Annotated in this window: 17 protein-coding genes; 1 reads left to right on the top strand and 16 read right to left on the bottom strand. The window is 46.4% G+C overall.

What is annotated here, in order from left to right; translation table 11 throughout:
• Positions 1–598: 598 nt before the first annotated feature.
• On the bottom strand, positions 599–3,499 hold the full coding sequence (locus tag AB4Z45_RS07690) for an SGNH/GDSL hydrolase family protein (RefSeq protein ID WP_441908574.1): 2,901 nt from the start codon (positions 3,497–3,499) through the stop codon (positions 599–601).
• A 706-nt stretch (positions 3,500–4,205) separates the two neighbouring features.
• Between AB4Z45_RS07690 and AB4Z45_RS07695 the strand changes: the two genes are divergently transcribed.
• Positions 4,206–4,562 carry a helix-turn-helix domain-containing protein gene (locus tag AB4Z45_RS07695; protein WP_441908575.1) on the top strand — a complete coding sequence of 119 codons (357 nt, stop codon included), beginning with the start codon at positions 4,206–4,208 and terminating at the stop codon, positions 4,560–4,562.
• Between the two features lie 55 nt (positions 4,563–4,617).
• Here AB4Z45_RS07695 and AB4Z45_RS07700 read toward each other — a convergent pair whose 3' ends face one another.
• From AB4Z45_RS07700 to galU, 15 genes are all read right to left on the bottom strand, one after another.
• A complete protein-coding gene (locus tag AB4Z45_RS07700; protein ID WP_441908576.1) occupies positions 4,618–5,481 on the bottom strand; it encodes a hypothetical protein in 864 nt (287 codons plus the stop codon).
• A gap of 85 nt (positions 5,482–5,566) precedes the next feature.
• Positions 5,567–8,809 carry a hypothetical protein gene (locus AB4Z45_RS07705; RefSeq protein ID WP_441908577.1) on the bottom strand — a complete coding sequence of 1,081 codons (3,243 nt, stop codon included), beginning with the start codon at positions 8,807–8,809 and terminating at the stop codon, positions 5,567–5,569.
• Between the two features lie 28 nt (positions 8,810–8,837).
• Positions 8,838–10,178, bottom strand: coding sequence for a UDP-glucose dehydrogenase family protein (locus tag AB4Z45_RS07710; RefSeq protein WP_076269089.1), 1,341 nt, complete (start codon positions 10,176–10,178; stop codon positions 8,838–8,840).
• Between the two features lie 29 nt (positions 10,179–10,207).
• Positions 10,208–11,575 carry a sugar phosphate nucleotidyltransferase gene (locus AB4Z45_RS07715; RefSeq protein ID WP_441908578.1) on the bottom strand — a complete coding sequence of 456 codons (1,368 nt, stop codon included), beginning with the start codon at positions 11,573–11,575 and terminating at the stop codon, positions 10,208–10,210.
• A gap of 73 nt (positions 11,576–11,648) precedes the next feature.
• Positions 11,649–12,602 carry a polysaccharide pyruvyl transferase family protein gene (locus AB4Z45_RS07720; RefSeq protein ID WP_441908579.1) on the bottom strand — a complete coding sequence of 318 codons (954 nt, stop codon included), beginning with the start codon at positions 12,600–12,602 and terminating at the stop codon, positions 11,649–11,651.
• Between the two features lies 1 nt (position 12,603).
• Positions 12,604–13,956: a lipopolysaccharide biosynthesis protein gene (locus AB4Z45_RS07725; protein WP_339204772.1), complete on the bottom strand. Its 1,353-nt coding sequence runs from the start codon at positions 13,954–13,956 to the stop codon at positions 12,604–12,606.
• A gap of 9 nt (positions 13,957–13,965) precedes the next feature.
• Positions 13,966–14,865 (bottom strand): glycosyltransferase, encoded by a 900-nt coding sequence (locus AB4Z45_RS07730; RefSeq protein WP_441908580.1) that lies wholly within the window; start codon positions 14,863–14,865, stop codon positions 13,966–13,968.
• A 3-nt stretch (positions 14,866–14,868) separates the two neighbouring features.
• The gene (locus AB4Z45_RS07735; protein WP_441908581.1) at positions 14,869–15,900 is read right to left on the bottom strand and encodes a glycosyltransferase family 4 protein; all 1,032 of its coding nucleotides are present in this window, start codon (positions 15,898–15,900) and stop codon (positions 14,869–14,871) included.
• A gap of 15 nt (positions 15,901–15,915) precedes the next feature.
• The gene (locus tag AB4Z45_RS07740; protein WP_441908582.1) at positions 15,916–16,488 is read right to left on the bottom strand and encodes an acyltransferase; all 573 of its coding nucleotides are present in this window, start codon (positions 16,486–16,488) and stop codon (positions 15,916–15,918) included.
• Entirely contained in the window at positions 16,485–17,618 is a 1,134-nt protein-coding gene (locus AB4Z45_RS07745) for a glycosyltransferase (RefSeq protein ID WP_441908583.1), read from the bottom strand. Before AB4Z45_RS07745 ends, AB4Z45_RS07740 begins: the two co-directional genes overlap by 4 nt.
• Before the next feature lies 1 nt (position 17,619).
• Positions 17,620–18,789 (bottom strand): glycosyltransferase family 4 protein, encoded by a 1,170-nt coding sequence (locus AB4Z45_RS07750; protein ID WP_441908584.1) that lies wholly within the window; start codon positions 18,787–18,789, stop codon positions 17,620–17,622.
• Positions 18,786–20,171, bottom strand: a complete 1,386-nt coding sequence (locus AB4Z45_RS07755) for a hypothetical protein (protein ID WP_441908585.1) — start codon at positions 20,169–20,171, stop codon at positions 18,786–18,788. Before AB4Z45_RS07755 ends, AB4Z45_RS07750 begins: the two co-directional genes overlap by 4 nt.
• Positions 20,172–20,192: 21 nt before the next feature.
• A complete protein-coding gene (locus tag AB4Z45_RS07760) occupies positions 20,193–21,308 on the bottom strand; it encodes a glycosyltransferase family 4 protein (RefSeq protein WP_441908586.1) in 1,116 nt (371 codons plus the stop codon).
• Between the two features lie 134 nt (positions 21,309–21,442).
• A complete protein-coding gene (locus AB4Z45_RS07765) occupies positions 21,443–22,132 on the bottom strand; it encodes a sugar transferase (protein ID WP_076269100.1) in 690 nt (229 codons plus the stop codon).
• Positions 22,129–23,037: a UTP--glucose-1-phosphate uridylyltransferase GalU gene (gene galU / locus AB4Z45_RS07770; protein ID WP_076269101.1), complete on the bottom strand. Its 909-nt coding sequence runs from the start codon at positions 23,035–23,037 to the stop codon at positions 22,129–22,131. The genes AB4Z45_RS07765 and galU overlap by 4 nt, the downstream gene beginning before the upstream one ends.
• Positions 23,038–23,165 lie beyond the last annotated feature (128 nt).

Below are 23,165 nucleotides of genomic sequence, written 5' to 3' on the forward strand. Positions count from 1 at the left end.
AATAAGGAATCGTCGTCAAAACGGTGTTGTCGGTATAAGCTGCCATAGATGACTTTCCAATCAATGTATAAGGGCCATTCGCTTCTTTGGCGCGATACACATTGTACATTCTTGCCTGTGGAACGGCATCCCAAGTGAAGCTGATATCGTTTTTGTGAATGGAAGCAAGCGCAAGGCCAGATGGAATAGCTGCTTTCTCCACATTCGGATCAATCATGGACACCTGTAGGAAATTAGAGGTCACCGACTCAAATCCGGTATTGTCTATTGCCGACACCGAATATACGTACTCAAGGCCAACATACACGCTAGTATCAGTAAACGTTGGTTGCGTCGTCACGCCTAGCAGCTCAGCGCTGCTTGCGACAGTAGCCTTGCGATAAACATGATATTTTACAGCATCCGCAATTCCCGTCCATGAAAGCTCTGCCTTAATTGGGTTGCTGCTCAAATCAAGATCGTTTAGTTTTAGCTTCGTAGGCGCTAGAAGCAGCGGCGTTATTTCAATCCCATTCAAATGAGCAGTCTGACCGCTGAGGATCATGTTCAGCTGCCCGTCCTTAACGGCAATCATGTTGAACACTCGTTCAGCAATATTTTACTTGCCCGATGATACCGTGCCATAATCCTTATTTTCAATATTAATATTCGTTTTCGTTGACCCGATCCAGTCCCCCGTATAGGTTTTGACTGAATAATAACCGTTTGGCAGGTCTACTTTGAATTCATAGCTATTGCCAAAATAAGCAACAAAGTCTCGTCTGAGCGCATCTGTACCCGCTCCGCGGTCGCGATCTATCATACCTGTGCTGTCTGTTATGCCATACCCGCGTTCAGCGGTGTAGATCGTATTGCGAGTAACCTCGGTATAACCGGCCTCAACTACACCGCCAATCGTTCCGAAATCATATTTGTACAATGCCGATTTCGTTTGAATAAAGATGGGATCGGATGGCGCAGATTCTCCTTTGCCATTCACTGCTGTCACATAAACATAATAGCTGTTCCCTTCAACTAGGCCGCCCATATTCAGCGTCGGAAGTGTAGAAGTACCAATCATCGCATACGCGCTATCCGGCTCTGAGGAAAGCTTGCGATAGATTTTGTAAATGTCTGCCGTTGCTGTTTTGTCCCATTTGAGCAATGCTCCTGCATTGCTTATGCTTCCAGCGATAAGGCTGGTCGGCTTAGCTGGCACGTTTGCTGGCAATTCAATTTCTTTTACGGATTGAGCAAGAGGCAAATCCAGCTGCTTGATCGCTGCCGAGAGCATACGCGCGAGCTGGATGGCGCCATATTCTTGGAAATGCGTATCATCAGCGGAGCCATTCGGGAATGCTCCGTATACACCAGCTGGCGTATGAAGGAACACGGATAACGTTGCTGCTGGACCGATTGAATCGTAATACGCAATACTCAGCGTGCTCAAATCGACCACATTAACGTCAAGCTCCTGCCCAACTTCCTTCATCGCTTGCACGTATTCTGGGAAGCTGACGTTAAACTTTCCAGTCTCGGCGTTGAAGCTGCGCCTGCCCATCGGCGTCACAAGAATTGGCGTTGCTCCGCGCTGCTTCGCGCCGTTTACATACATTTTCAAATAGTTTTTGTAATCAGCTGGAGATGCATAACGATCCGGAACGCTAATCGTTGCATCATTATGACCAAATTGCACGAGGAAATAATCGCCCGGCTTAATCGCTCTCAGCACCTCATCCAAGCGGCCTTCGGATATAAAGTTTTTGGTGCTACGACCGCCGATCGCATGATTTTTGAAAATAACATTTTCAGAGAAAAAGCTTGGAATCATTTGTCCCCAGCCCGCTTGTGGAAGCCAGTACGGATCGTACGTTTGTACTGTAGAATCACCCGCTAAATAAATAGTAGGCAGCTCGCCTGGTGTACGCTCCGCCTTTTTCGTAATGACGAGCGCGTTGATTTTTGGAGCAGTCCCCGCAAACTCGAAGTTCAGCTGCCCGTCTACGAGCGCAATATCAAAGCTCATTTCAAGAAATTGACCTGCTGGCCTAACCGCATTGCCGTCCAGTCGTTTTACCTTTTCAATGTTCTCGACCGTAATTGAAATATCCGTTACGCCATTCAGATCCCCTGCAATAAGAGACACGGTGTAATCTGCATTCGGCAGATCCACAATGAAGGATGTGTCCTTTATGATGCTGAAGTCCGAGCGCAGCGCATCCGCTGTGCCGCGGTCGACGAAGCTTACCTTTGCCGGATCACCGAATCCGTATTTTCGCTCCGCGGAATAAGCAGCAGCAGAGGAAACGGAAACATAACCATCGGCTGCCCAACCTTTTCCAAAATCAAAAAGTTTTACATCTCCATCCGGCAAGACGATCGGCGGCATATACACGGTGCTTGCCGCGTAAGCCGAGAAGTCGGACAAGACTTGTCCATTCCGTGCTTTTATTTTGTAATATTGTACGATAGCAGTATTCGCAGTTTGATCGATATACGACAATGCTGCTGATTGGCCAATCTCAGCATACGTCCCATCCACTGCATCCGAACGATATATGACATAGTCCGCCGCTCCGGCAGAAGCGCCCCAAGCAAGCAGAGTAGAGGCGGCATTTACTTCGGTAACTGCTAGATTGGTTGGAACAACAGGAGACTGCGGCATCGGAATCGAGGCAGCCTCGCTAGCTGTGCTTAAAGGCGATTGCTGGCCAAAGGCATTGACGGACGAAACATAATACGTATAGCTATCCCCAACACTTACATTAGCATCGGAATAGCTCGTTTCTTTGATTTGCTCAGCAATCGGCGCACTTGGCTCACTGCCGCCAGTCGTACGGTATACATGGTAGTAAACCGCATCCGTGACAGCTGTCCATTTCATTGAAACTTCGCTTGCGCTTATACTCGTCAGCATGAGTCCTTCTGGCGCAGAAGGAAGCACTTGCTCGATGATGACAGCGTTCAATACACTGAATGTTCCATCGCCTGTCAGTTGAATATTTAGTTGTCCATCTGCGACTGAAGCATGATAAGCCTTGCTCTCTACAGCTCTGCGAGAGTTGATAGATTCCCCGGCTACATCCTCAATCGTTACCTTCGTTTTGTAGGTAGAAGTCGTTTGAAGAAGATCACCGGAATAAAGCGTGACCTTATAGTTGCCATTAGGTATGTCCGCTTTGAATACAAAAGGAACATTGGTTCCTCCCAAAACAAAATCGTTAATTACGTTATCCGGTGATTCTGCCCCTCGAAAACGAGAAGCAAGATTCATATCCAAACCATAGCCCTTCTCAGGTGTATAAAGCGTCGTTCCAGTAATTCCGATATAACCATCCGCAACAGGACCGCCTGTACTTCCAGCAGGTGCTGGCGCTGAACCAAAATCAAACTTCCACATCTGCGCCTGCGTCGTTTGCGCGGCCTCTGCTTGCTCATTTGTAAATCCAGCAAAAACCGTGCAGAAAACCATAACTACTGCCAACACTAACGACATGCTCCGTTTCAATCGCTTACTCATTCAGCATTTGTTCCCCTTTCATAAATGGGCTAAAATAAGCTGTAAACGTTTCTAGCAATCATGCAAAATTTTTGGCAAGAAATATTTACCTCTTAATAGTACTCTTATAAAGAATGCGCTTTCATTAGAAAAAACCATAATGATTGTTCAAATATCCGTGTATTTAGGCAGCTTTTGCAAAAACGACAGACTTCGGCGGCGGCATACAGGGCTGTTGATTAGTGAAGGTGACTGTAAGCAAGTCGGTGTTCTAAAAGCCTTAAAGTTATGTTAGTTTGGTAGCTGTAGGTACATATATACGCTTATTGAGTTTGGCGGGCCGTTGTAGTGGGGATTTATGCTGGCTATTAGAACGTATATGTTCTTAGAGCATTGAAGTATCATGAGTTTAGCGGCTGTAAGCACATATATGTGCTTATTGAGTAAAACCAGCGTTGAAATAGTGATCTAAATTGGCTGTTAGCACGTATATGTTCTTAGAGCCTTGAAGTATCATGAGTTTGGCGGCTGTAAGCACATATATGTGCTTATGGAGTCAATTCGCAGTCAGAGCGGGACTTTGGGCGGCTGTAAGGTTGCTTACAACAAGCTAGTGTTCTGATTTGTACATGCAATTGGAAAACATGATATAATTATGTGTGCATTTACCTTGCAAGCAATATGATCATTTAAAATAGACATTGTGACGTTGGAGAGGGGGATATTGATGTTTGCGAAGCGCCTTAAACAGCTGCGTAAATCGAGGAAATTAACGATGCAGGAAGTTGCTGATTATTTAGGAGTTGCGAAAAGCACCTATGCAGGCTATGAATCCGGCTATCGACAGCCGACTCTTGAATCCATTCAAACCATTTCACGCAAGCTGCGCACTTCCGCTGATTATCTTCTTGGGCTTACTGATTATCCTGAGCCGCCAATCGAGCTCAATCATAATGCGAAGGAATATTTGAATTATGAACAGCTGCACTGGGATGGGGTTCCTTTGGAAAAGGACGACCTGGATTTAATTCGCAACTTGCTCGAACGTGTACTCCGCGATCGCACCTTGCCAAAGGATGAATGATCTTTCCACTATATCTATATTTGATTAAAATAAGGAACTCCAAACGTTCTTAGCTTCAACCGCCCATCAATTGCAGCAGCTTCGCCTCGAATTGCCCTTGAAGCTGCAGCATGAGATCGCTGAACGTTTGCTCCCACTTATCCGCAATTTCTGCCTCTACTTTATCCTTTTCTGCTTGTGCAATAATTCCCTGCATTTTTGTACTGCATGTCGCTTCCACCTTCGAAAGCCCATCCATCCATTTCTGGCTTAACTCCTGAAACGCGTAAGGATCAGACATATCCAATTGTGCAACACTTGTTTCCGCCCCTGCCAAAACATCATTCATATCCTGCGTACACTTAGCTTGAATCTGAACAATCTGCTGCTCATACTTTTCTGTTGACGTAATTGGAGCTTCCGTTTCCGGCACATTCGGTAGATCAGGCGAAGGCGTTGGCTTTGGTTTTGTCGTTGGCGTTGACGTTGAACCATCATTCGGCTTCGTCTCCGTCCCTTTGTTCGGTTTAGTTGTACTTGATGGCTTCGTCGTCTGAACGGGCAAAGGATTTTCATTTTCCCCTGCCGGCTTATCCGCCTCTTTCTCCGGCAGTACAGCTTCCCCTCCACTTCCAGCAGGCTTACCCGCCACCTGTTCCACTGGTTTGCCGGTTTTGTCAGTCGTTGGCGGTACGCCATCTACAGTTGGACTCGTTTTCTCAGGCGCTGTCCCATACAGTTCTTCCTCACTCAGCTGTGCTTGCTCGTTTAATGCTGCGCCATTCGCATTCACAATAAGTGATTGTTGTGATGATTCATTCCAATAGAGACCGCCCCACACAAATAATAGAATAAGCGTTAACGAGCCTAAAATAATATTAATCGTATCCGGCTTCTGAAGCCGCGGACGCCGTTTCTTCCTTGCATGATGCTTGCTCATATTATGCTCATACCACCTTCCGTTTTGAATAGAAAGAAGCCAGTCTCCTTTCTCTTAGACGAGAAGGAAGACTGGCTGCTTTTTGTTAAGATCGCATGATTTCCATAATAATAGTAGTAAGCAATTTGTTGACCTTGCTTTTCGTTTCGTTTATCGCCTTATTTTTCAGCGCGTTCGTTGTTTTTACTTTATTGATCTCATCAACAGCTACATTTCTAGCCTGTACAACATCCATGATCAGTTGTGCCTTCTGCTCATCGTTGGTCGCTGCTTTCAGCTTTTTCTTAACCTCGTTCAGCTTGCTATCCAATTCTTCAGCTATTCTCTTAAACTCTGCCTTAGGATCAATTTCGATATCTTCATTAACTAGCGTCACCTCTTGCTGGAAAATCACTTTAGCAGAGCCGCCGTATGGATTCACTAACGTCGCTTGAATAACAGCCGTACCATTAGCAACCTTTTTCGGAATCGTGACTTTCCCTCGCGAATCGACCGTGACATCTTTGCTTCCCGATACTTTCTTCCATTTCAAGAACGAGGATGGCAAAACAGTGCCAAGCAGCTTCAAGCTGTATTCATGCTGCCTTCCGCTATCCGTAATCTTCACCGCCGAAATAACTTCTGAACGGATATAAGCAACTGTTAATGCGTTAAGGGCCCGCTCATCATATTTCAGCTTTAGTTGGAATTTAAAAACAGATAGTCGTACATCAGCCGATTTAACACCTAAGTTGTTCAGCGCCTCGCTTAATGCATAATCATCCTTTTTGGATAAAATTTCACCCATGGCTTCCATAATAACCGCATTTATTTTTTCCTTGTTGCCGAGCAGCTGAGCGATCTCCTGAGGCTTCATATCCGAGATAATTTTGCGAACGGTCCCTTCAACACCTAGGCGGTCAGCTCCATCACCGAACAACAGAACGAGGAAATCATCCATGCTAAGGCTTGTTACCCCGCCTGCAGCGGCAATCGTCTTCAGTGCAGCACGGAATTCTGGATTCGTTCGAATCGCTTCAAGTCCCTTCGCTTCTGGATCATATTGCAGGGAGCCTACAGACTGAATGATCTGGAACACGGTCTTCTTCAGCTCCGCTTGGTTAACCGATGCGGGAAGCTTAGGCGCTATTTTGACCCAGACAGGATCAATAAGGGATTGATCCTTGGCAAAATCAAGCTTGGCGATCTCATCGCGCAAATTGCGTACATCCTGCACATCCGAAGGATCTCCAGCAAGCAGCGCCGCGTGAAGCTTATTCATTCTCTCAAGGAATTCTTCTGCCGGGAAGTGTTCTCCCTCTCCATTTGTTGCTTTTAACGTAACCTCTTTCTCAAAAATAACCTTAGCTTGTCCGCCATATGGATTAATCAATGTCGCTTGAACAACCGCAGATCCGCTGGCAACGCCTCGCGGAAGCGTAACCGTACCGCTTGTAGATACTTTCACATCTTTGCTTCCAGATACTTTGCTCCACCTTAGCGCAAGCGGCGGAACATCTACACCGAACACTTTCAAGCTGAATTTTTGCTCACGGCCATCTTCACTGACTTTGACAGCCTCGACAGCTTCGGAGCGCATATAAGCGATAATTAGCGCTTGAATTGCTGGCTCATCCATCTTCAATCTTGCTTGGAAGTTAAGCATGGTCGCAGTAGACTCCTCCGCTGTTACACCTAACTGGCTTAAAACAGAGCTGACCTTATAATTGCCGGTTTCACTTAGCAGCTCTTCTGTCTTCTGGAGCAGCAGTGTGGAAATCGCTTGCTTATCCCCAATCAACTGCAGCAGCTGAGTCGGTGACAGGCTGGCAAGCTTCTGCCTTATCGCGCCATCTACACCTGGGTTAACGCCACCATCGCCAAATAAAAACATGAGAATATCGTCTATTACAAAGCTAGTTTCACCGCCTCCGGCTGCTCCAAGCTCAGCTAACACCGCACGATATTCTGGATTTTTGCGAATCGCCTCTAAACTTGCAGCCTGCGGGTCATATGGAATCAAGCTAATGTCCTTAACCATATTGAACAAAACAGCCTTCAGCTTTGCTTGGTCTGCTTCTGCGGGCAGCTTTGCTGCAATCTTCTTCCAAATCGGATCAATTAAATTGTGATCCTTAGCAAAGTCCAGCCCGGCAAGCTCATCACGCAAATTGCGAACGGCCCCAATATCTGCCGGATCTCCTGCTGCTAGAGCAGAATGCAGCTTATTCATCCGCGCAAGGAATGACTCTACAGGAAATTCGGTCTCATGCGGGACGGCAGCCTTTAAGGTAACCTCTTGCTCAAATATAACTTTTGCAGAACCGCCGTATGGATTAATCAGCTTGGCCTGAATAACTGCTTTGCCGGTTTTCGCATCATCCGGTATTGTAACGACGCCTGTAGGCAATACGTTCACATTAGAATCTCCGGATACCTTTGACCATTGCAGCACTTGTGGGAAAAGATATACGCCGAACACATTTAAGCTATACGTATGCACACGGCCGGTATGATCTATTTTTACGTTTGATTTCACGGTAGAACGAATATATGCCACGGTCATCGCGCTGATTGCAGGTTCATCCTTCTTCAGCTTCACCTGGAAGTTTTGTACGGTCGCTCTTACATCCTGCGGCGTCACCCCTAAATTTTGCAAAATAGAGCTGAACTTGTACTCATTCGTCTCACCCATCAGCTTCTCCATCGCCTGAAGAAGCACCGTTACAATGCCCTGCTTATTGCCAAGCAGCAAAATCAGCTCCTGCGGTGACTTCTCCGCGATCAAGCTGCCAATCGTTCCTTCCACGCCTTTACGGCTGCTGCCATCGCCAAACATAAAGACAAGAAAGTCTTCCAATCGGATGTTCTCGTCACCGCCGGCAGCTGCAATCGTCTTTAACGTTGCACGAAACTCTGGATTCGTGCGAATAGCTTCCAAATCAGAGGCTTCAGGGTCGTAACGGAAGGAGCCTACAGCCTTGATCAACCGGAACAGGCTCGCTTTAAGTTCCGCTTTATCGGCAGACTCAGGAAGCTTCTCGCTAATTTTTGTCCAAATCGGATCGATCAGCTGCTGGTTTGTTGCTTCATCCAGGCCAGCAATTTCATCTCGCAAATTTTTAACCTCTTGCATGTCCGTCTTATCCCCAGCTGCTAGTGCAGCATATAGAGCCTGCATACGCTCCAAAAACACGCTTGAAGGCAGCGCAGCTTCTGCGGCACTCGCCGCTTGAACAAATCCCAGCTTCTCCGTCAGCCCTTTCTGGCTGAGCGGCAATCCGCCTAGCGATGCTGTAAGCATGGAGATCGCCAGCGCGGATAAGGTTACTTTTTTTCGAAACGTCATTTCATTCACCTCTGGTCATTAGTTTGGTTTAAAATTGTAATACAGGTATTTGCTGCTTTACGCCTTGATTAAGGCTAGGGCGGCCTACGGAGTAATAAACAAATTCAGTACCAACCAAATGCTCCTCTTCGAAAACATTGCGGCCGTCAATCAGAATCGGACTTTTTAATACTTGTTGAAGCAGCCCAAGGTCAACATGCGAGAACTCCTCCCACTCTGTCAGCAAGCAAAGCGCATCCGCATCTTTTGCCGCTTCCATCGCGTCCTCGCACCATTCAACACCGCTAATTTCATATAAAGTGCGGAAGTTGTCAGTCGCAATAGGGTCATAAGCCTTGACCTTAACGCCGTTGTCCACCAAATGTTGAATAATTTCCGATGCCGGCGAATCGCGCACATCATCGGTATTCGGCTTGAATGCAAGCCCCCATACTGCAATCGTCTTGCCTGAAAGCTCACCTTGAAATATCGTCTCCAGCTTGCGAATAACGTTGAAGCGTTGATCCTGATTGACCTCTACTACCGAGCGCAGCAGCTTGAACTCATAATCAACATGTCCGGCAATTTGAATTAAGGCGCTTGTATCTTTCGGAAAACAAGAGCCCCCGTAGCCGATTCCCGCTTTTAGGAACGATGGACCAATTCGCTTGTCATAACCCATTCCTTCAGCTACCTTCGTTACATCTGCGCCTACCTTCTCGCAAATATTAGCAATCTCATTGATAAATGATATTTTGGTAGCTAGAAATGCATTGGACGCATATTTAATCATTTCAGCGCTGCGAATATCTGTAATAACGATTTGTTCCGTTAAAGGAATATGAAGCAGCTTCATAATTTCTGCTGCGCTTTGTGAGCTGGCTCCAATAATAATGCGATCGGGATGCAGCGTATCTTGTATCGCCGAGCCCTCGCGCAAAAACTCTGGCAGCGAGATACTGTCAAACAACTCACTCGTGTGGGAGGCGATGACGGTTGCTAGGCGTTCATTCGTTCCAACGGGTACAGTGCTTTTTACCGCTATGATTTTATAACCGTTCATCGCCTTTGCAATCTCTATGGCTGCTTGGTCAATGTAAGATAGATTAGCCTCGCCATTTGGCAGCGGCGGTGTTCCTACCGCCAAAATAATAATGTCCGATTGCTGTACCGCGCTTCGCAAATCAGTCGTGAAGGTGAGCATTCCTGCTGCTCGGTTCGACGCTGCGAGCTCCTTGAGGCCTGGCTCATAGATCGGAATGCCGCCAGCGTTTAGTGTCTCAATTTTGCGCGGGTCCTTGTCTACGCAAATGACGCGATTGCCAAGCTCCGCATAACAAATGCCCGACACGAGCCCCACGTAGCCAGTTCCAATAACCGTGATGTTCATGCTATTCGCTCCTTCATTGAATGATTTATTTATACGGTGCATATTTGCATAATCTCATTCCAATCGAAGGCAAGCCGGACGATGTCCTCTTCAATAAGCTCCGTCCCTGTCTGAATTTCGATAATGTCCATTTCCGTTTCTGCGCGTAGACTATGAAGGCTTTCTTTCGATATCGTTAGCACATCGCCTGATTTCACTTCAAAGCTTCGACCATTCAGCACCATGACGCCATGTCCGGCAACAATCGTCCATACCTCGTCTCTCAGCAGATGATATTGATAGCTTAAGTTCCGTCCTGGCGCAACGCATATTCGTTTAGTCAGCACTTCCTTGCCGTCGGGATATTTCAAATAATCAAGCACACGATAGCGGCCCCAACGACGCTCCTCATACATCGGACGCTGGTCGGAATGCTTCATGACCTCCTTGATCATAGGACTAGCCGCTTTGTCCGATACCAAAATTCCGTCCGGACTCGCCGCTACAATGACATTCGATACATTCAGCAGCGTAATCGGGATGTCGAGCTCATTTATGACATGCGTGTTCGTTGAATCTCCCGAAATAATCCCTTTCCCAATAAGCGGCGTTTCGATTTCCTCGGTCAAGGTGTTCCAAGTTCCAAGGTCTTTCCAATCGCCCTCATATGGCAATGCCACGATATGATTGGACTTTTCTACGATTTCATAGTCAAAGCTGTTTTTCGGCATCTTCCCGTATTGCTTCAGCATCTCGTCGTATTGAATCGGCAGTTCATTAGCAATCAGAATGTTAATGAGAAAATCAAGCTTGAATGCAAAAACCCCGCAGTTCCAAAGTGCAGCCTGCTCAATCATGGCTGCCGCTTCTTCTTCGCGGGGTTTTTCTCTAAAGCTGTTTACATTGACATAATGGTTCGCCTCAGCTGCAAGCTCAGGAACGATATAGCCGTATTTTTCCGAAGGATACGTTGGCTTCACGCCCATAAGCGCTAAATCTGCTCCCGATTCATTCAAAACCAGCTCAAGCTCCTTCGTCTTATGGAAAAACGATTGCTCCACGTAGGGATCAACTGGCATGACAACGACTGTTTCATTCAAGCTTACACCTTGCACCGAATATAAATAGGTTGCTGCGAGTGCGATAGCAGGGAAGGTATCCCTTCTTTCCGGCTCAACGATCACTTCAATCTCGTTTCCGAGCTGGCTATGGATCATATCTACCTGCGGCTTGCTTGTTGCGATATAAGCATGCTCGCGTAAACCCGCCTTCGTGATTTGTCCCCACACGCGCTGAACCATCGATTCACGCTCGCCGCTCTCGTCTTTTAGCACCTTCAAAAACTGCTTGGATCTCGATTCGTTCGACAACGGCCACAGCCGCTTGCCCGAGCCTCCGGATAGAAGAACAATCTTCATGTTGATTCCTCCTAATCGTTTTTATGATACGGTGATTCGATTTGCACTTACTCTCTTCGATATGCCGGGGTTATTATGCTTCGTTCTTCACCACCAGCTGCGCTGACTTGATCCCGCTGGTCCATGTATTGTAATAGTTCGAGTTTTTGCCATATGAGTTATCGAGCAGCGTATTAGGCTTGTCCATCAAGCAGGATAATATATGCCCGTGCAGCCTAGAGGTTTGCACGACGCGATAGCCGCTGAAGCGCTTGACCGCTTTGTCTACGAGATAGTCGGAGTACTTGCCCCATATCGCCTGCATCGGCAGAGGAACACCGCTTTTCGTCATCATTTGCCCGATCATCTTAATTGATTTTTTCTCGACGCGATTGTATAGGGAAGCCCAGTCCAAATAATCGCCTCTCCCTGCCAGTTCAAAGCTCGCCTGCTCGCTCGTCTTCTCGATGTCGGTACGGAAGAAGCAGAGCAGTTCCTTGCCGGGGCTGCTTTTGGGCAAAATCGGCCACAGCTGATGCGCCATATCCGGCGATAAGTATACGCAGCATTTATCAAATTTTTGAGCTGCTATCCCATAGGACAGCGTATCCCGCACAAAAAGATGAACATCCTTATGTGCGTTAAAAATACGCGCCGTGCGATCATACTCCGCTTCCTTCTCGAAGAAAATCGTCTGCGGCAGCAGTACAATTCGGTGATTAGGATAATCCTTTACGATTTTCTCCCGCAGCTTCTGATGAACCGGATACAAATCACCAAAGTTGCCTCCGCCTTGAAGCACGATAATTTGATCATTCGGAATGGTCAGCTTGTCTGGGAAATCAAGAACGCTATAACGCGCAGCCACGCGGATATGATTGTCTTTAAAAAACGCCTCTGCACCCTTCATAATGAGCAAATCGCCGCCATTGTTGTAAACGGGATAATCGATATAATAAATGCTTGAACCCGGCGGTATCACCTTCGTAATTCGGAGAAGCATCTTTTTGAGGCCCTCCATCGGATGTACCTGTGTTTCAACTTGCATATCAACGCGCTCCTTTACGTTGTTTTTTGTCTTTCAAACGCTCGATTAAAAAACGGAAATCATTTTTATCAAACAACATCCCTGATAGCTTTACTTGGAAAATAATTCTCATCGAGGCCAACGTCACTACTAAACGAATGACTGCACCGATTAATAAAGCAAGTGCAATTCCATTTAGCCCATACAAGGGTGTAAACAGAAAAAACAATCCGATGGTTGCCGCTAAGGCAATAAGCTGGCGGACAAGCACCAGCCCTGGACGGCCCATCGCATTAAACGAGGATGCCAAAATCCATGAGCCCCCGCCGAGAATGCATTCGAACGACAGCAGATAGAAGGCCCCGCTTGCTTCAAGGAACGGCGCTCCGAACAGGATGCCCATCAGATAACGCCCGATGAACATGCTCGGGATAACGACGATCGTCATCAGCAGCATCGATAGCCGAAACGCCCTGCCTACCGTTGCGATGATGGCTGACTTCTCCATGCCGGTAACCTTCGGAAACACAACATTCGTAATCGCCATCTGTACGACATTGAATACACGGGACAGCGCATAAACAACCGTATACAACCCCAGTTCTCTAGCTGTCAGCATCGATAAAATGACAAGCTTGTCAAACTGTGTGTAAAGCGTGCCGAGAAGCTCCACTCCGAACACTTTGCTGCCATAGCCAAATAACGCTTTCGCTGCCAGCCGATTGCCGAGTCCCTTCAACCAGTTCATCTGAAGCGTTTCTCTTAAACTATAGAGTGACCATGAAACGACAAGCACGCTGGTTACGAGAAATACAAGCGAAGCATTATGCAGGCTTAAATCACCAATCGCCCATAACCCCAAGAGCCCAACCAGATTGCACAGCGGAACCAATAAGCGCACACCGTTATAAATGTTAAACTTGCCCGTACTTTGCGCCAGTGCAGATATTAAATTGATAGCGAGCAGAATCGGCAGCATGAGTACCGTATACCATCTCGTAATTTGAATGATGTCAGCAGGATAGTTGCCAAGCCATACCGGCAGCCATACCCACGCGACCACGCCAATGATGATGCTGACCGGAATTTGAAATAGAAAACCCGCTCTAACAAAATCGCTGCCGCTGCCTTTGTTTTGCTTCATATTATAAATAAGAGAGGTCGGCAGGCCGAAGCCAACAAGACCCGCGAGCAGCGTTGGCCAAAACAAAATGGCTGAAAATTCGCCTTTGCCAACAACGCCGAACATACGCGCCGTCACGATGGAAGTCAGCGTGCTGATAACCATGACTAGCAGGTTCGTTGCACTCGTGCGCATAATCGTTTGAACGAGGCCGTTGCCTCTCCACGCTTTTGAAATAGCAAGCTGTGCCATAGCTTTCCGTCAACCCCTACCGTTATAGCGCAGAATGCCGACTAATGACCCGTTGCGATAACATATTTTCACGACTTGACTGATGAATTTCTTAAAATGAAAAATCGACAGCAAGGATGTTCCGATTGCCTGAATCATTCGGATCAAATGTTTTACGATAGCAATGAGGCTTCGATCCTGCCGCTTAACCGCATCGCTCACGCCTTGCCAGAAGATCCGCTTCAAAAACCATTTTTTTGTCGTTCTCTCCTTGGCAATTTTGTGTTGAACGGATCCATATGGCGTATAAAATACTTTGTAGCTTTCACGAATCCGTGCGATAAGCTCACTTTCCTCACTTGAGAGCAGGTTTGTGCCTACCCGCCCAAGATCCTCTCGGAACGGCTTATACTTATGAAAGACGCTTGCCCGAAATGCGACGTTTGCGCCATATGGAATGGACGGTGCAGGCATTTCCTTCACAACGTTTGCATAATCAAGAATCGTGAATACCGAGCGATGCTCCTCTGGAATCCAGTCCGGCTCAGCCGCTTCCCAGATCGGATCAATTTTGCCGCCTACGCAGCCAATCGCCGGATCGCTTTCGAACACGTTCACAATATGCTGCACCCAGTCCCGAGAAGCCAACGCATCATCATCCAAAAATAAAATGAATTCACCGTTTGCTTCCTTAATCGCTCGATTGCGTGCTACCGACAAACCAAGCTTGTTCTCAAAAATATACCGAATGCTTGGACCATACCGATACGCAAGCTTGCCTACCACTTCAGCCGTATTGTCTGTTGATCTGTTGTCGATTACAACAATCTCGATTTGTTCCCGCTCAAAGCTTTGAGCAATTACGCTCTCTATTGCCTCTCCTGTATCCTTCGCCCGGTTATGGGTGCAGATGGCCACCGTTACCTTCATCCTTTATCCCCATCCTTGGTAAACATTTTTTATCCTCTGTGCGATCGCGCTCCAGTCGAGCTCCTTAAGCACTTCTTCATACTTAGGCGTCTTATGCTCTCTCTTCACATTTAACGCGGCTTTCATTGCATTTTCGAGACCGTTGTAATCGCTTGGGTTGTAGCTCACGACCATATCTTCCATAAAATACTCATCGATAAAATCATTGTCCGGCATGACGATCAGCTTCCTGAACGAGAGGCCAAGTATCGCAGAGCCGGAGGTCGTAATTTCCTTGTACGGCATCACCATCACATCAACGGCGCTAATCAAGTCAGCTACTGCTTCATTTGGAATGAAGCGCAGGTCCAAAATGATGTTTTCCTTATCCTCTACCCGCTTCAAATAGGATTCCATTTGCTTGTCCGCTTTGCCCGCAATGATCAGATAGGTGTTTCGAGTCTTGAATGCATTAAACGCTTCAATTAGATCCTCGACACCCTTATACGCTTTGATTGCCCCTAAAAACAAATAAACATCAGCTTCCTCGCTGATGCCATAAGACGCTCTGAAGTTGAAGCCTGCAGGCTTATACACGCCAAGATAATGACCATGCTTTACGACAAAAAGCTTGCTAGCCGGCACTCCGAATTCCTTCATAACCTTACGTTTGATCGACTCCGAAGCAACCAGCAGCTTGCTGCAAAATTTGCAAATAATCGTTCGCATGTAACGCTCCAGCCGCTTATACTTCACCTGATGCGGATACAGGTTATGAATCGTCCAAACCAGCTGCACTTTTCGCAGCTTCAAATAAAGCATCGTCATTATAAATATGATCGATTTCACTATGAACAAAAGCAGATTATCATTTTGATAAGCATGATGCATCCAGTGAATATGGACGATATCGCCAGCTTTCGCTTGTCCGACCTGAAGCGCTAGCTTGCCATGCTGCAAATCCTTCACTTCCATGCCTGCACTGCTGAGTGAATCGGTCAATAAATCATTGTAAAAGTTTAATTCGCTTGATTTTGGCCACATCCATACTTTCATCGCCGTACGCTCCCTTTAGTTATATCTGCGAACCCATTCCTTCGTAATCTGGAGCTCGCGAATAATCTTTGCGGGTGCACCGCCTGCCAGCACATTATCCGGAATATCCCGCGTTACGATGCTGCCTGCAGCAATGACTGAACCGCTGCCAATCGTTACACCAGGCAAAATAACAGCTCCGCGTCCAATCCACACATTGTCAGAGATGACGATGTCCTTGCTGCCAGCTCGATCTTCCATATCTACGGGGTGGAAGTTGGTATCGATAATGTTCACCATCGGACCGATAATCGTGTTGCTGCCAATTCGGATCGACTTCGTACAGCCAATGTCGAGGCCATAATTAAAAAATACATTATCCCCTACCCAAAGCTCCGCCTGCTTCTCTACGGTAACTGAAGAAGGCAGCGGCTTCGCATGGAAGGAAACATTTTTCCCAACGATGAACCGCCCTTTGTTTCGCAAGGTCAGCTTTCCGGAAATACGGCCAAGCCTGCCAGCTGAACTCGTCTTGACTCGCAGTATCGCAGCCCCCTTCAATACAGCCAGGAGCTTGCCGAAGCTTAATCGATTATATACGGTGCTCATCTGACCATCCCGCCTGCCGCTTCCGATTTTAAGTTTGGCGCAAGCAGCTCACGATATGTCGACTCCACCTTCTTCGCAATGGAGCTCATATTAAAGTCGCTCATTACGCTTGCATAACCTTGGCTTGATAGTTCCTCATAATCAACTTCCCCATCGTAGACGCTTCTCATCGTCTGATACAGCTCTTCCACATCGCCGTCCTTCACGATGAAGCCGCCTCTTGTATGATGGATGATTTCTGGCGCTCCGCCCGAATCTGCAACGATAACTGGCGTTTCAACGAGCATCGATTCAATAATGACTCTGCCAAACGGCTCGTTAAGGGAGAAGTTTATCGTTAAATCACATTCCTTCATCACATCAAGCGGCTTTTTGCTGTAGCCATAGAAGACCACATGATGCTCCAAGCCGTAGGACAGCACCTTTTGGATCATGTCATTGTAATAGTCATCCGACCCGTCAACGGATGCATCGCCCACGATGAGCAGCTTCCAATTGTTCCGATTGCTGTCGCTTAGTTTCTTCACTGCCTCGATCATCAGATGGTATCTTTTCCATTCCACAATCCGGCCGAACGTGCCGATGACGAGCGTATCATCTTCCATAAAGGCTCTGCTCTTTCTCGTCAAAGCAAGCTCCGGATCAACACCGTTATAAATGATCGTCTTATTGCTGCCCTGAATCGAATTGGCTACAAAATGCGAAATGCATATCACCTGATCAAAAAATTTAGGCAGCACTTGGTTGAACATACGCAAATGGGTATAGTCGCGATGATGCCAGATCAGCTTTGACTTCGTCATAAACTTTAGCGGAGCTGTGTACCAAGGTGCGCGCCAGCCGTTGGCATGAACGATGTCGATGCGGTTTTTACGAACAAAGGATTGAATCTTAAGCACCGTTTCGATATAACCTAAGCCTAGTTTTTTCTTAATGCTGCCCAGCTGCAGCGGAAAATGAACATAATCCGATCTAATTTCATTTAGATATGTCGCATCGCGAGGACTTAACAAGAAAATCCGATATTTTGACGTGTCCAAATAATTGATGAGATGGATCAGGCTTTGCTCAGCGCCACCCTTCTTATCCGCGTGGGTAACAAACAACACATTCGTTTTACTTCGACTCATATTAGAGCACCTGCTTTACTGGATAACTGACGTTCAAGGATTGCATATATGTTTTCAATACTTCTTTGTGATTATAATGGGTGCGCAAGAAGCTTTGCGATGACTCCAGCAATGATTTTGCCCTGTGCGGATCATCGAATAGCTGCTTGATTTTCCCATAAAATTGCTCCGGCCGATCAGCGACCATAATATGCTCGTTATCTACAAGTCCTGTTCCCTCGTAGCCGATGGAGGTGGAGATAACCGGCAAGCCGTTCTGAATCGCTTCAATCGTCTTCAGCTTGACGCCTGCTCCGTTCTGCATCGGGTTAACGAATAAATAGCCGCTTCTGTATATTTCATCCAAACTTTTTGGCGTATCATGTACAATGACATTCTTTAGGTTGTAGCTGTCGAGCCAGCTGAGGCTCTGTTTTCTGCTGTTCCCTGCTATGATGAACTTATAGTCCGGCTCCTTCAGCATCAGCGGGTGGATATGCTCCAGATACCACTGAATCGCTTCTCGGTTGTTCGGCATAAATAGGGAACCAATGAACACGACATGCTTGCTGCGAAAATCACTAGCTTCGAAGTTGACCTTCGTAACCGGAGGCGGAAGGAACAAGCTTTTTGCAGCAGGATGCTGTTTGCGGAAGCTTTCAAATTCCTTGCTCGATATAAACAAGTATTTATCCACCTTCTCCAGCATTTTTTTTTGCAAAATCGTGAATTTGCGGCTCTCCATGTGGTAATACATTTTGTGAACGACGTTTTTGGTGCTATTGGCTAGCGCCTTGAAATAGACCGCTTCATCGTTATGCACCCGCAGGATAACCGTATCATGCTTGATCTTTGGATTTTGCAAAACCGGATACACGTAGTCGCCTTCAAGAAGTACATAATCGTAATCTCCTGCCAGCTCTACATTACTTAGCTCACTGCGCGACTGCACCTGCATCGGAATAACATGCAGCAGATCAGCCAGCTTGCTTCTTCGATCACATAACGTAATCTCTTCCACGTAATTATATACTGTGTCCATTTCTTCCTTAGACGGCATCTGCTTTCCGCAAACGAGCAAGTGGATATTCCAGCCAAGCTCCGCCAGCACCTTGATTCTCCCCCATGTGTCTACCCTTCCGCCATGATCGGCGGGATAGGGAAAATCACTGCACACCACAAGCATCTTCATTTGGATACCCCCGACCTTTTTGGTTGATCTATATCGTTTTTGCCTAAATAAAGGCTAATAAAAGCAAATAGCAGCCATATCTCATATTTAATCTCCAAGGAAACAAGAAGCATTGAAAATAAGATAAAAACTAAAGCAAGAAATAGTATAGAGCTGGATTTCACTTTGACGATCAGGTTTTTGGCAAGCAGATAAAAGAACACGACTGCGAAGAGTCCGCCAAACATAATCCATTGGAAAAAGCCCGATTTGACGCCTAAGTTTTTGTCCGAGCCCGAATATTGCAACAGCTCCCCCGCATTAATTTGGCTGATGCCAAATGTATTGTAATAGAAATGGGACATCATGCTGATCGAATCATTCACATACTTATCGAAATACATGAGATATGCTCCTGTGCCAACCCCGAGCGGATTGTGAAACACCGTAATCAGCGCGATGATGATCGTTCCCATACGCGTGTAGGAAGATGTGTAGTTTTCGATGTCATTACTGAACGAGCTGACCAGCCCCGCAGAAAAATTAGTGATGAACATATACATGGCCAGAACGACTGAGATGAGCAGAACAAAATTTTTCTTTTTCCGAAAATCCAAAAACTTAATCATCGTCACGACTAGCGTGAACAAGCTGATAATCATAAACCCTTTGGAACCTGTAATAAATAAGTAAAACAGAAAAAAACCTGAAGCATAAACGATCGTTAGCGTCTTTCCGAAGCTGTTCAAATACTTTGCCAGATAGACCAAAATGGATGCATACACGACCACGATGGAGCCCGTCGTGCTGCTCTCCGAGGTCAACATCCGAACCCTCCAATAAGGGTTGCTCCCTGCATGCAAATACGTGAAGGCGTGCGGCATACTCATAAGCTCCAAAATCATAATGACCGTCAGCAGCGTAACGATTGCAAGGAAGCAGCCATACAGCGTCTTAAAGCTTGTAATTTTTGAAAAAACGAGCTGCATATGCCTGATGTAAAGCAGGATGAGCACAAAATAAATAAGTACCTTTATCGCTTTGCCAAGCAAATTCTCTGATCCAAAGCTATAGCTGCCTTGAATGAATTGAATAAGCAAATAGGCAATGCTGATAAAGCACAAATATAAAATAAATCCGAATATATACTTCTGCAGCATGGTGCCATGCATCACCCGCTTATGCTTCGCCAGCAGCCCAATTTCGCATAACGCAAACAGCGGAACCAGCAAAATAATGGGTGACCTGCCAATCTCGCCGATCATATTGACTAACGGGAAATCCTGGTAGACGGTCAGCACCAGCAAGAAGCATAAATAAATCGCCAAAAAGATTTGCTGCTTCTCTTCTTTTTTGGCTAATTTAGCTTTAATCACTAGATTGCTTTGCAAGATTTGGCTCATCTTCTCTCCATCCCCGTAAATCTAGACGTATTTTTTGACGGCGGAGGATAACGGTTTGCTAGATTTCTGCAAGGCTTCCTCGTAAAGCCGCTCGATTTGGTTGTTCATTTTATCCGAATGGAATTTCTCTTGGAAAATGTCCCATCCCGCTAAGCCCAGCTCTCTCAGCTTCGGCTTGTCCAGCTCATGAATGATGTCTGCCAGCTCCTGCTTGTTATCGAAGTCGAATACATAACCGTTAACGCCATCGCTAATAATTTCCGGCAGCGCTCCTCGATTGCTCGCAATAACCGGCTTCTTATTCCGCAGCGCTTCAATGGCGACGATGCCGAAGCCTTCCCAGCGAGATGGAATAATGACCGCATCACAGGATTGCATATAACGATCGATCTGAGAATTGTCCACCCAGCCGATCTTAATTGTGTTCTCAGGAAACGTATATTCAACCTCCTTCAGCACAGTATCGCCAACCAAATATAGGCGAACGTTTGTAAACTGATACTTGTTGAACACCTCAAGCAACAGATCAAACCCCTTCTGCCGATCGAAGCGTCCTACATAAAGTAGATGAATCATATCAGGATCAGTCTCGAAAGGCGGCGTGCTTAATTCCGACGTATCCGAAACACCGTTATAGACGACTCCCGACTTGGCTGCTGGCAGTCCATAATGCATGGCCTTCTCATATTCATGCCTCGAAATATTGATAATGAAATCAGTCCGAAGTGCGAGCGTCTTCTCAACTAAGGCGAAAATCCGCTGCTTCCATGGCTTTATATCCATCAGAAAAGCCCAGCCATGCGCATTATAGATGACGATCGGGCGCTTGCTCTTGAAAAAAAACAACGTCCGCAGGAAAACACCTGCGAACGTTCCGTGTACATGTACAATATCAGGCTTGAAGTCCTTTACCTTACGATGAATAGCTTTCATGGCTTTCACAAAATAAGCCGGCTTCCTCTTGTAAGGGTACAAGCACAATCGATCTTGGCTAATTTGAAGCGACTCAGGGCTCGAATTCTGCTCAGAAGCCATAAGAAAAATATCATGTCTGCTCGCTTGGTAGCTCAGCACCTCGTTCAAGTGCGTCTCGATGCCGCCCTTCGTAAACTCCGAAATATGCAGGATTCTTGCCATTTTTATCAACTCCTTAAGTTTTGCGAAGCAAAACTGACTTCGAAAGCATACGCTTGTTTTGCGAAGCAAAACTAACTTCGTAAGCATTAGCTTAGTTTTGCGTAGCAAAAACTATCTTCGTAAGCCTTCACACTTTAAAAAGCATCCTGAGAGCCGACTAACGTTTTCACCGTTCTCAGCATAATTTTGAAATCGAACCAAATGCATCGCTTCTGAATATAGGTCAGGTCAAGCTCAACCATTTGCTTAAAGCATAGATTGTTTCTGCCGCTTACCTGCCAAAGTCCCGTGCAGCCTGGCGTTACGGACAAGCGCTGCTTGTCGTACTCCGTATATTCCGCTACCTCGCGTGAAAGTGGCGGCCTTGGACCAACCAAGGACATTTCGCCCCTCAGCACGTTCAGCAGCTGAGGCAGCTCATCGATGCTCGTTTTGCGAATGATCTTGCCGATCTTTGTAATGCGCGGATCATCCTTCATCTTGAACATTGCACCGCTAATTTCGTTCTTATCCAGCAGATCCTTCAGCTTGTCCTCAGCACCCGTCAGCATCGAGCGAAATTTGTACATGCGAAACGGCTTCTCATCCTTGCCGATCCTTGTTTGATAGAAGAAGACAGAACCTTTAGGGTCCTCCCACTTAATAAGGATAGCGATGATGATAAACAGCGGGCTTAACAGGATTAAACCGACTAGCGAACCAACAATGTCAATCGTGCGTTTGATAATCGAATACATGCTTACCGTTTGCTGAGCGCTGCGCCTATTCGAATAGTAATCAGAAACGCCGATTACCGCTTCATCCTGATATTGTGGAGGTGTCATCTTCTATCACTCCTTCCAGCTAATAACTGCTTGCTAAGCTCCCGTTCCATTAATTCCTCAAGCTCAGTCATCAACTGATACTTAATTTCATTATTTCTTAAGGCAAAGTCAAGCGTCGTCATAATGAAGCCTAGCTTCTCTCCGACATCATAACGAATGCCTTGGAAATCAAAGGCGTAAACGCCTTTTTCTACGTTAAGCTTTTGAATCGCATCGGTAAGCTGAATTTCGCCTCCAGCTCCGCGCTCATGGCGTCCTAAATATTCGAATATATCGGGAGTGAGCACATAACGGCCCATGATGGCTAGATTGGAAGGCGCTTGTCCTTGCGGCGGCTTCTCTACAAAACGATTAACCTCATAAAGATTGTCTACCCGCTGTCCTGGGTCAACGATACCGTAACGATGCGTCTGATCAACGCCAACCGTCTGTACGCCAATGACCGAGCGGCCGGTTTTCTCATATTGCTCAATAAGCTGCCTAGTGCAAGGGACTTCTGCTTCTACAATGTCATCCCCAAGAAGCACTGCAAACGGCTCGTCCCCAATGAAGTTGCGAGCGCACCATACCGCATGCCCAAGCCCCTTCGCTTCTTTTTGCCTTATGTAGTGAAGATTCACATTTGATGATTTTCTTACCTTTTCCAATATATCCAGCTTTCCTTTTTCTTCTAATATATGCTCAAGCTCAAATGCGATATCGAAGTGATCTTCAATCGCCCGCTTTCCTTTACCCGTTACGACGATGATATCCTCAACGCCTGATTCAATAGCTTCCTCTACAATGTATTGAATGGTCGGTTTATCGACGATCGGAAGCATTTCTTTTGGCATCGCTTTGGTTGCCGGTAAAAACCGTGTTCCAAGTCCTGCGGCGGGGATAATGGCTTTTCTCACTTTTTTCATTTGATTTCACCCTATCCTATTATTTTTTTTGGTTGTTAAGGGGCATCTAACCCCTCCTCACGTCACACCCTTGACGATTAACGTCTAAGGTCGGCTGACCCACAGCATGACCGAGTGCCTCCGGTGAT

Origin of the sequence: Paenibacillus sp. MCAF9 (assembly GCF_052114265.1) — a bacterium.
Taxonomy (GTDB): domain Bacteria; phylum Bacillota; class Bacilli; order Paenibacillales; family Paenibacillaceae; genus Pristimantibacillus.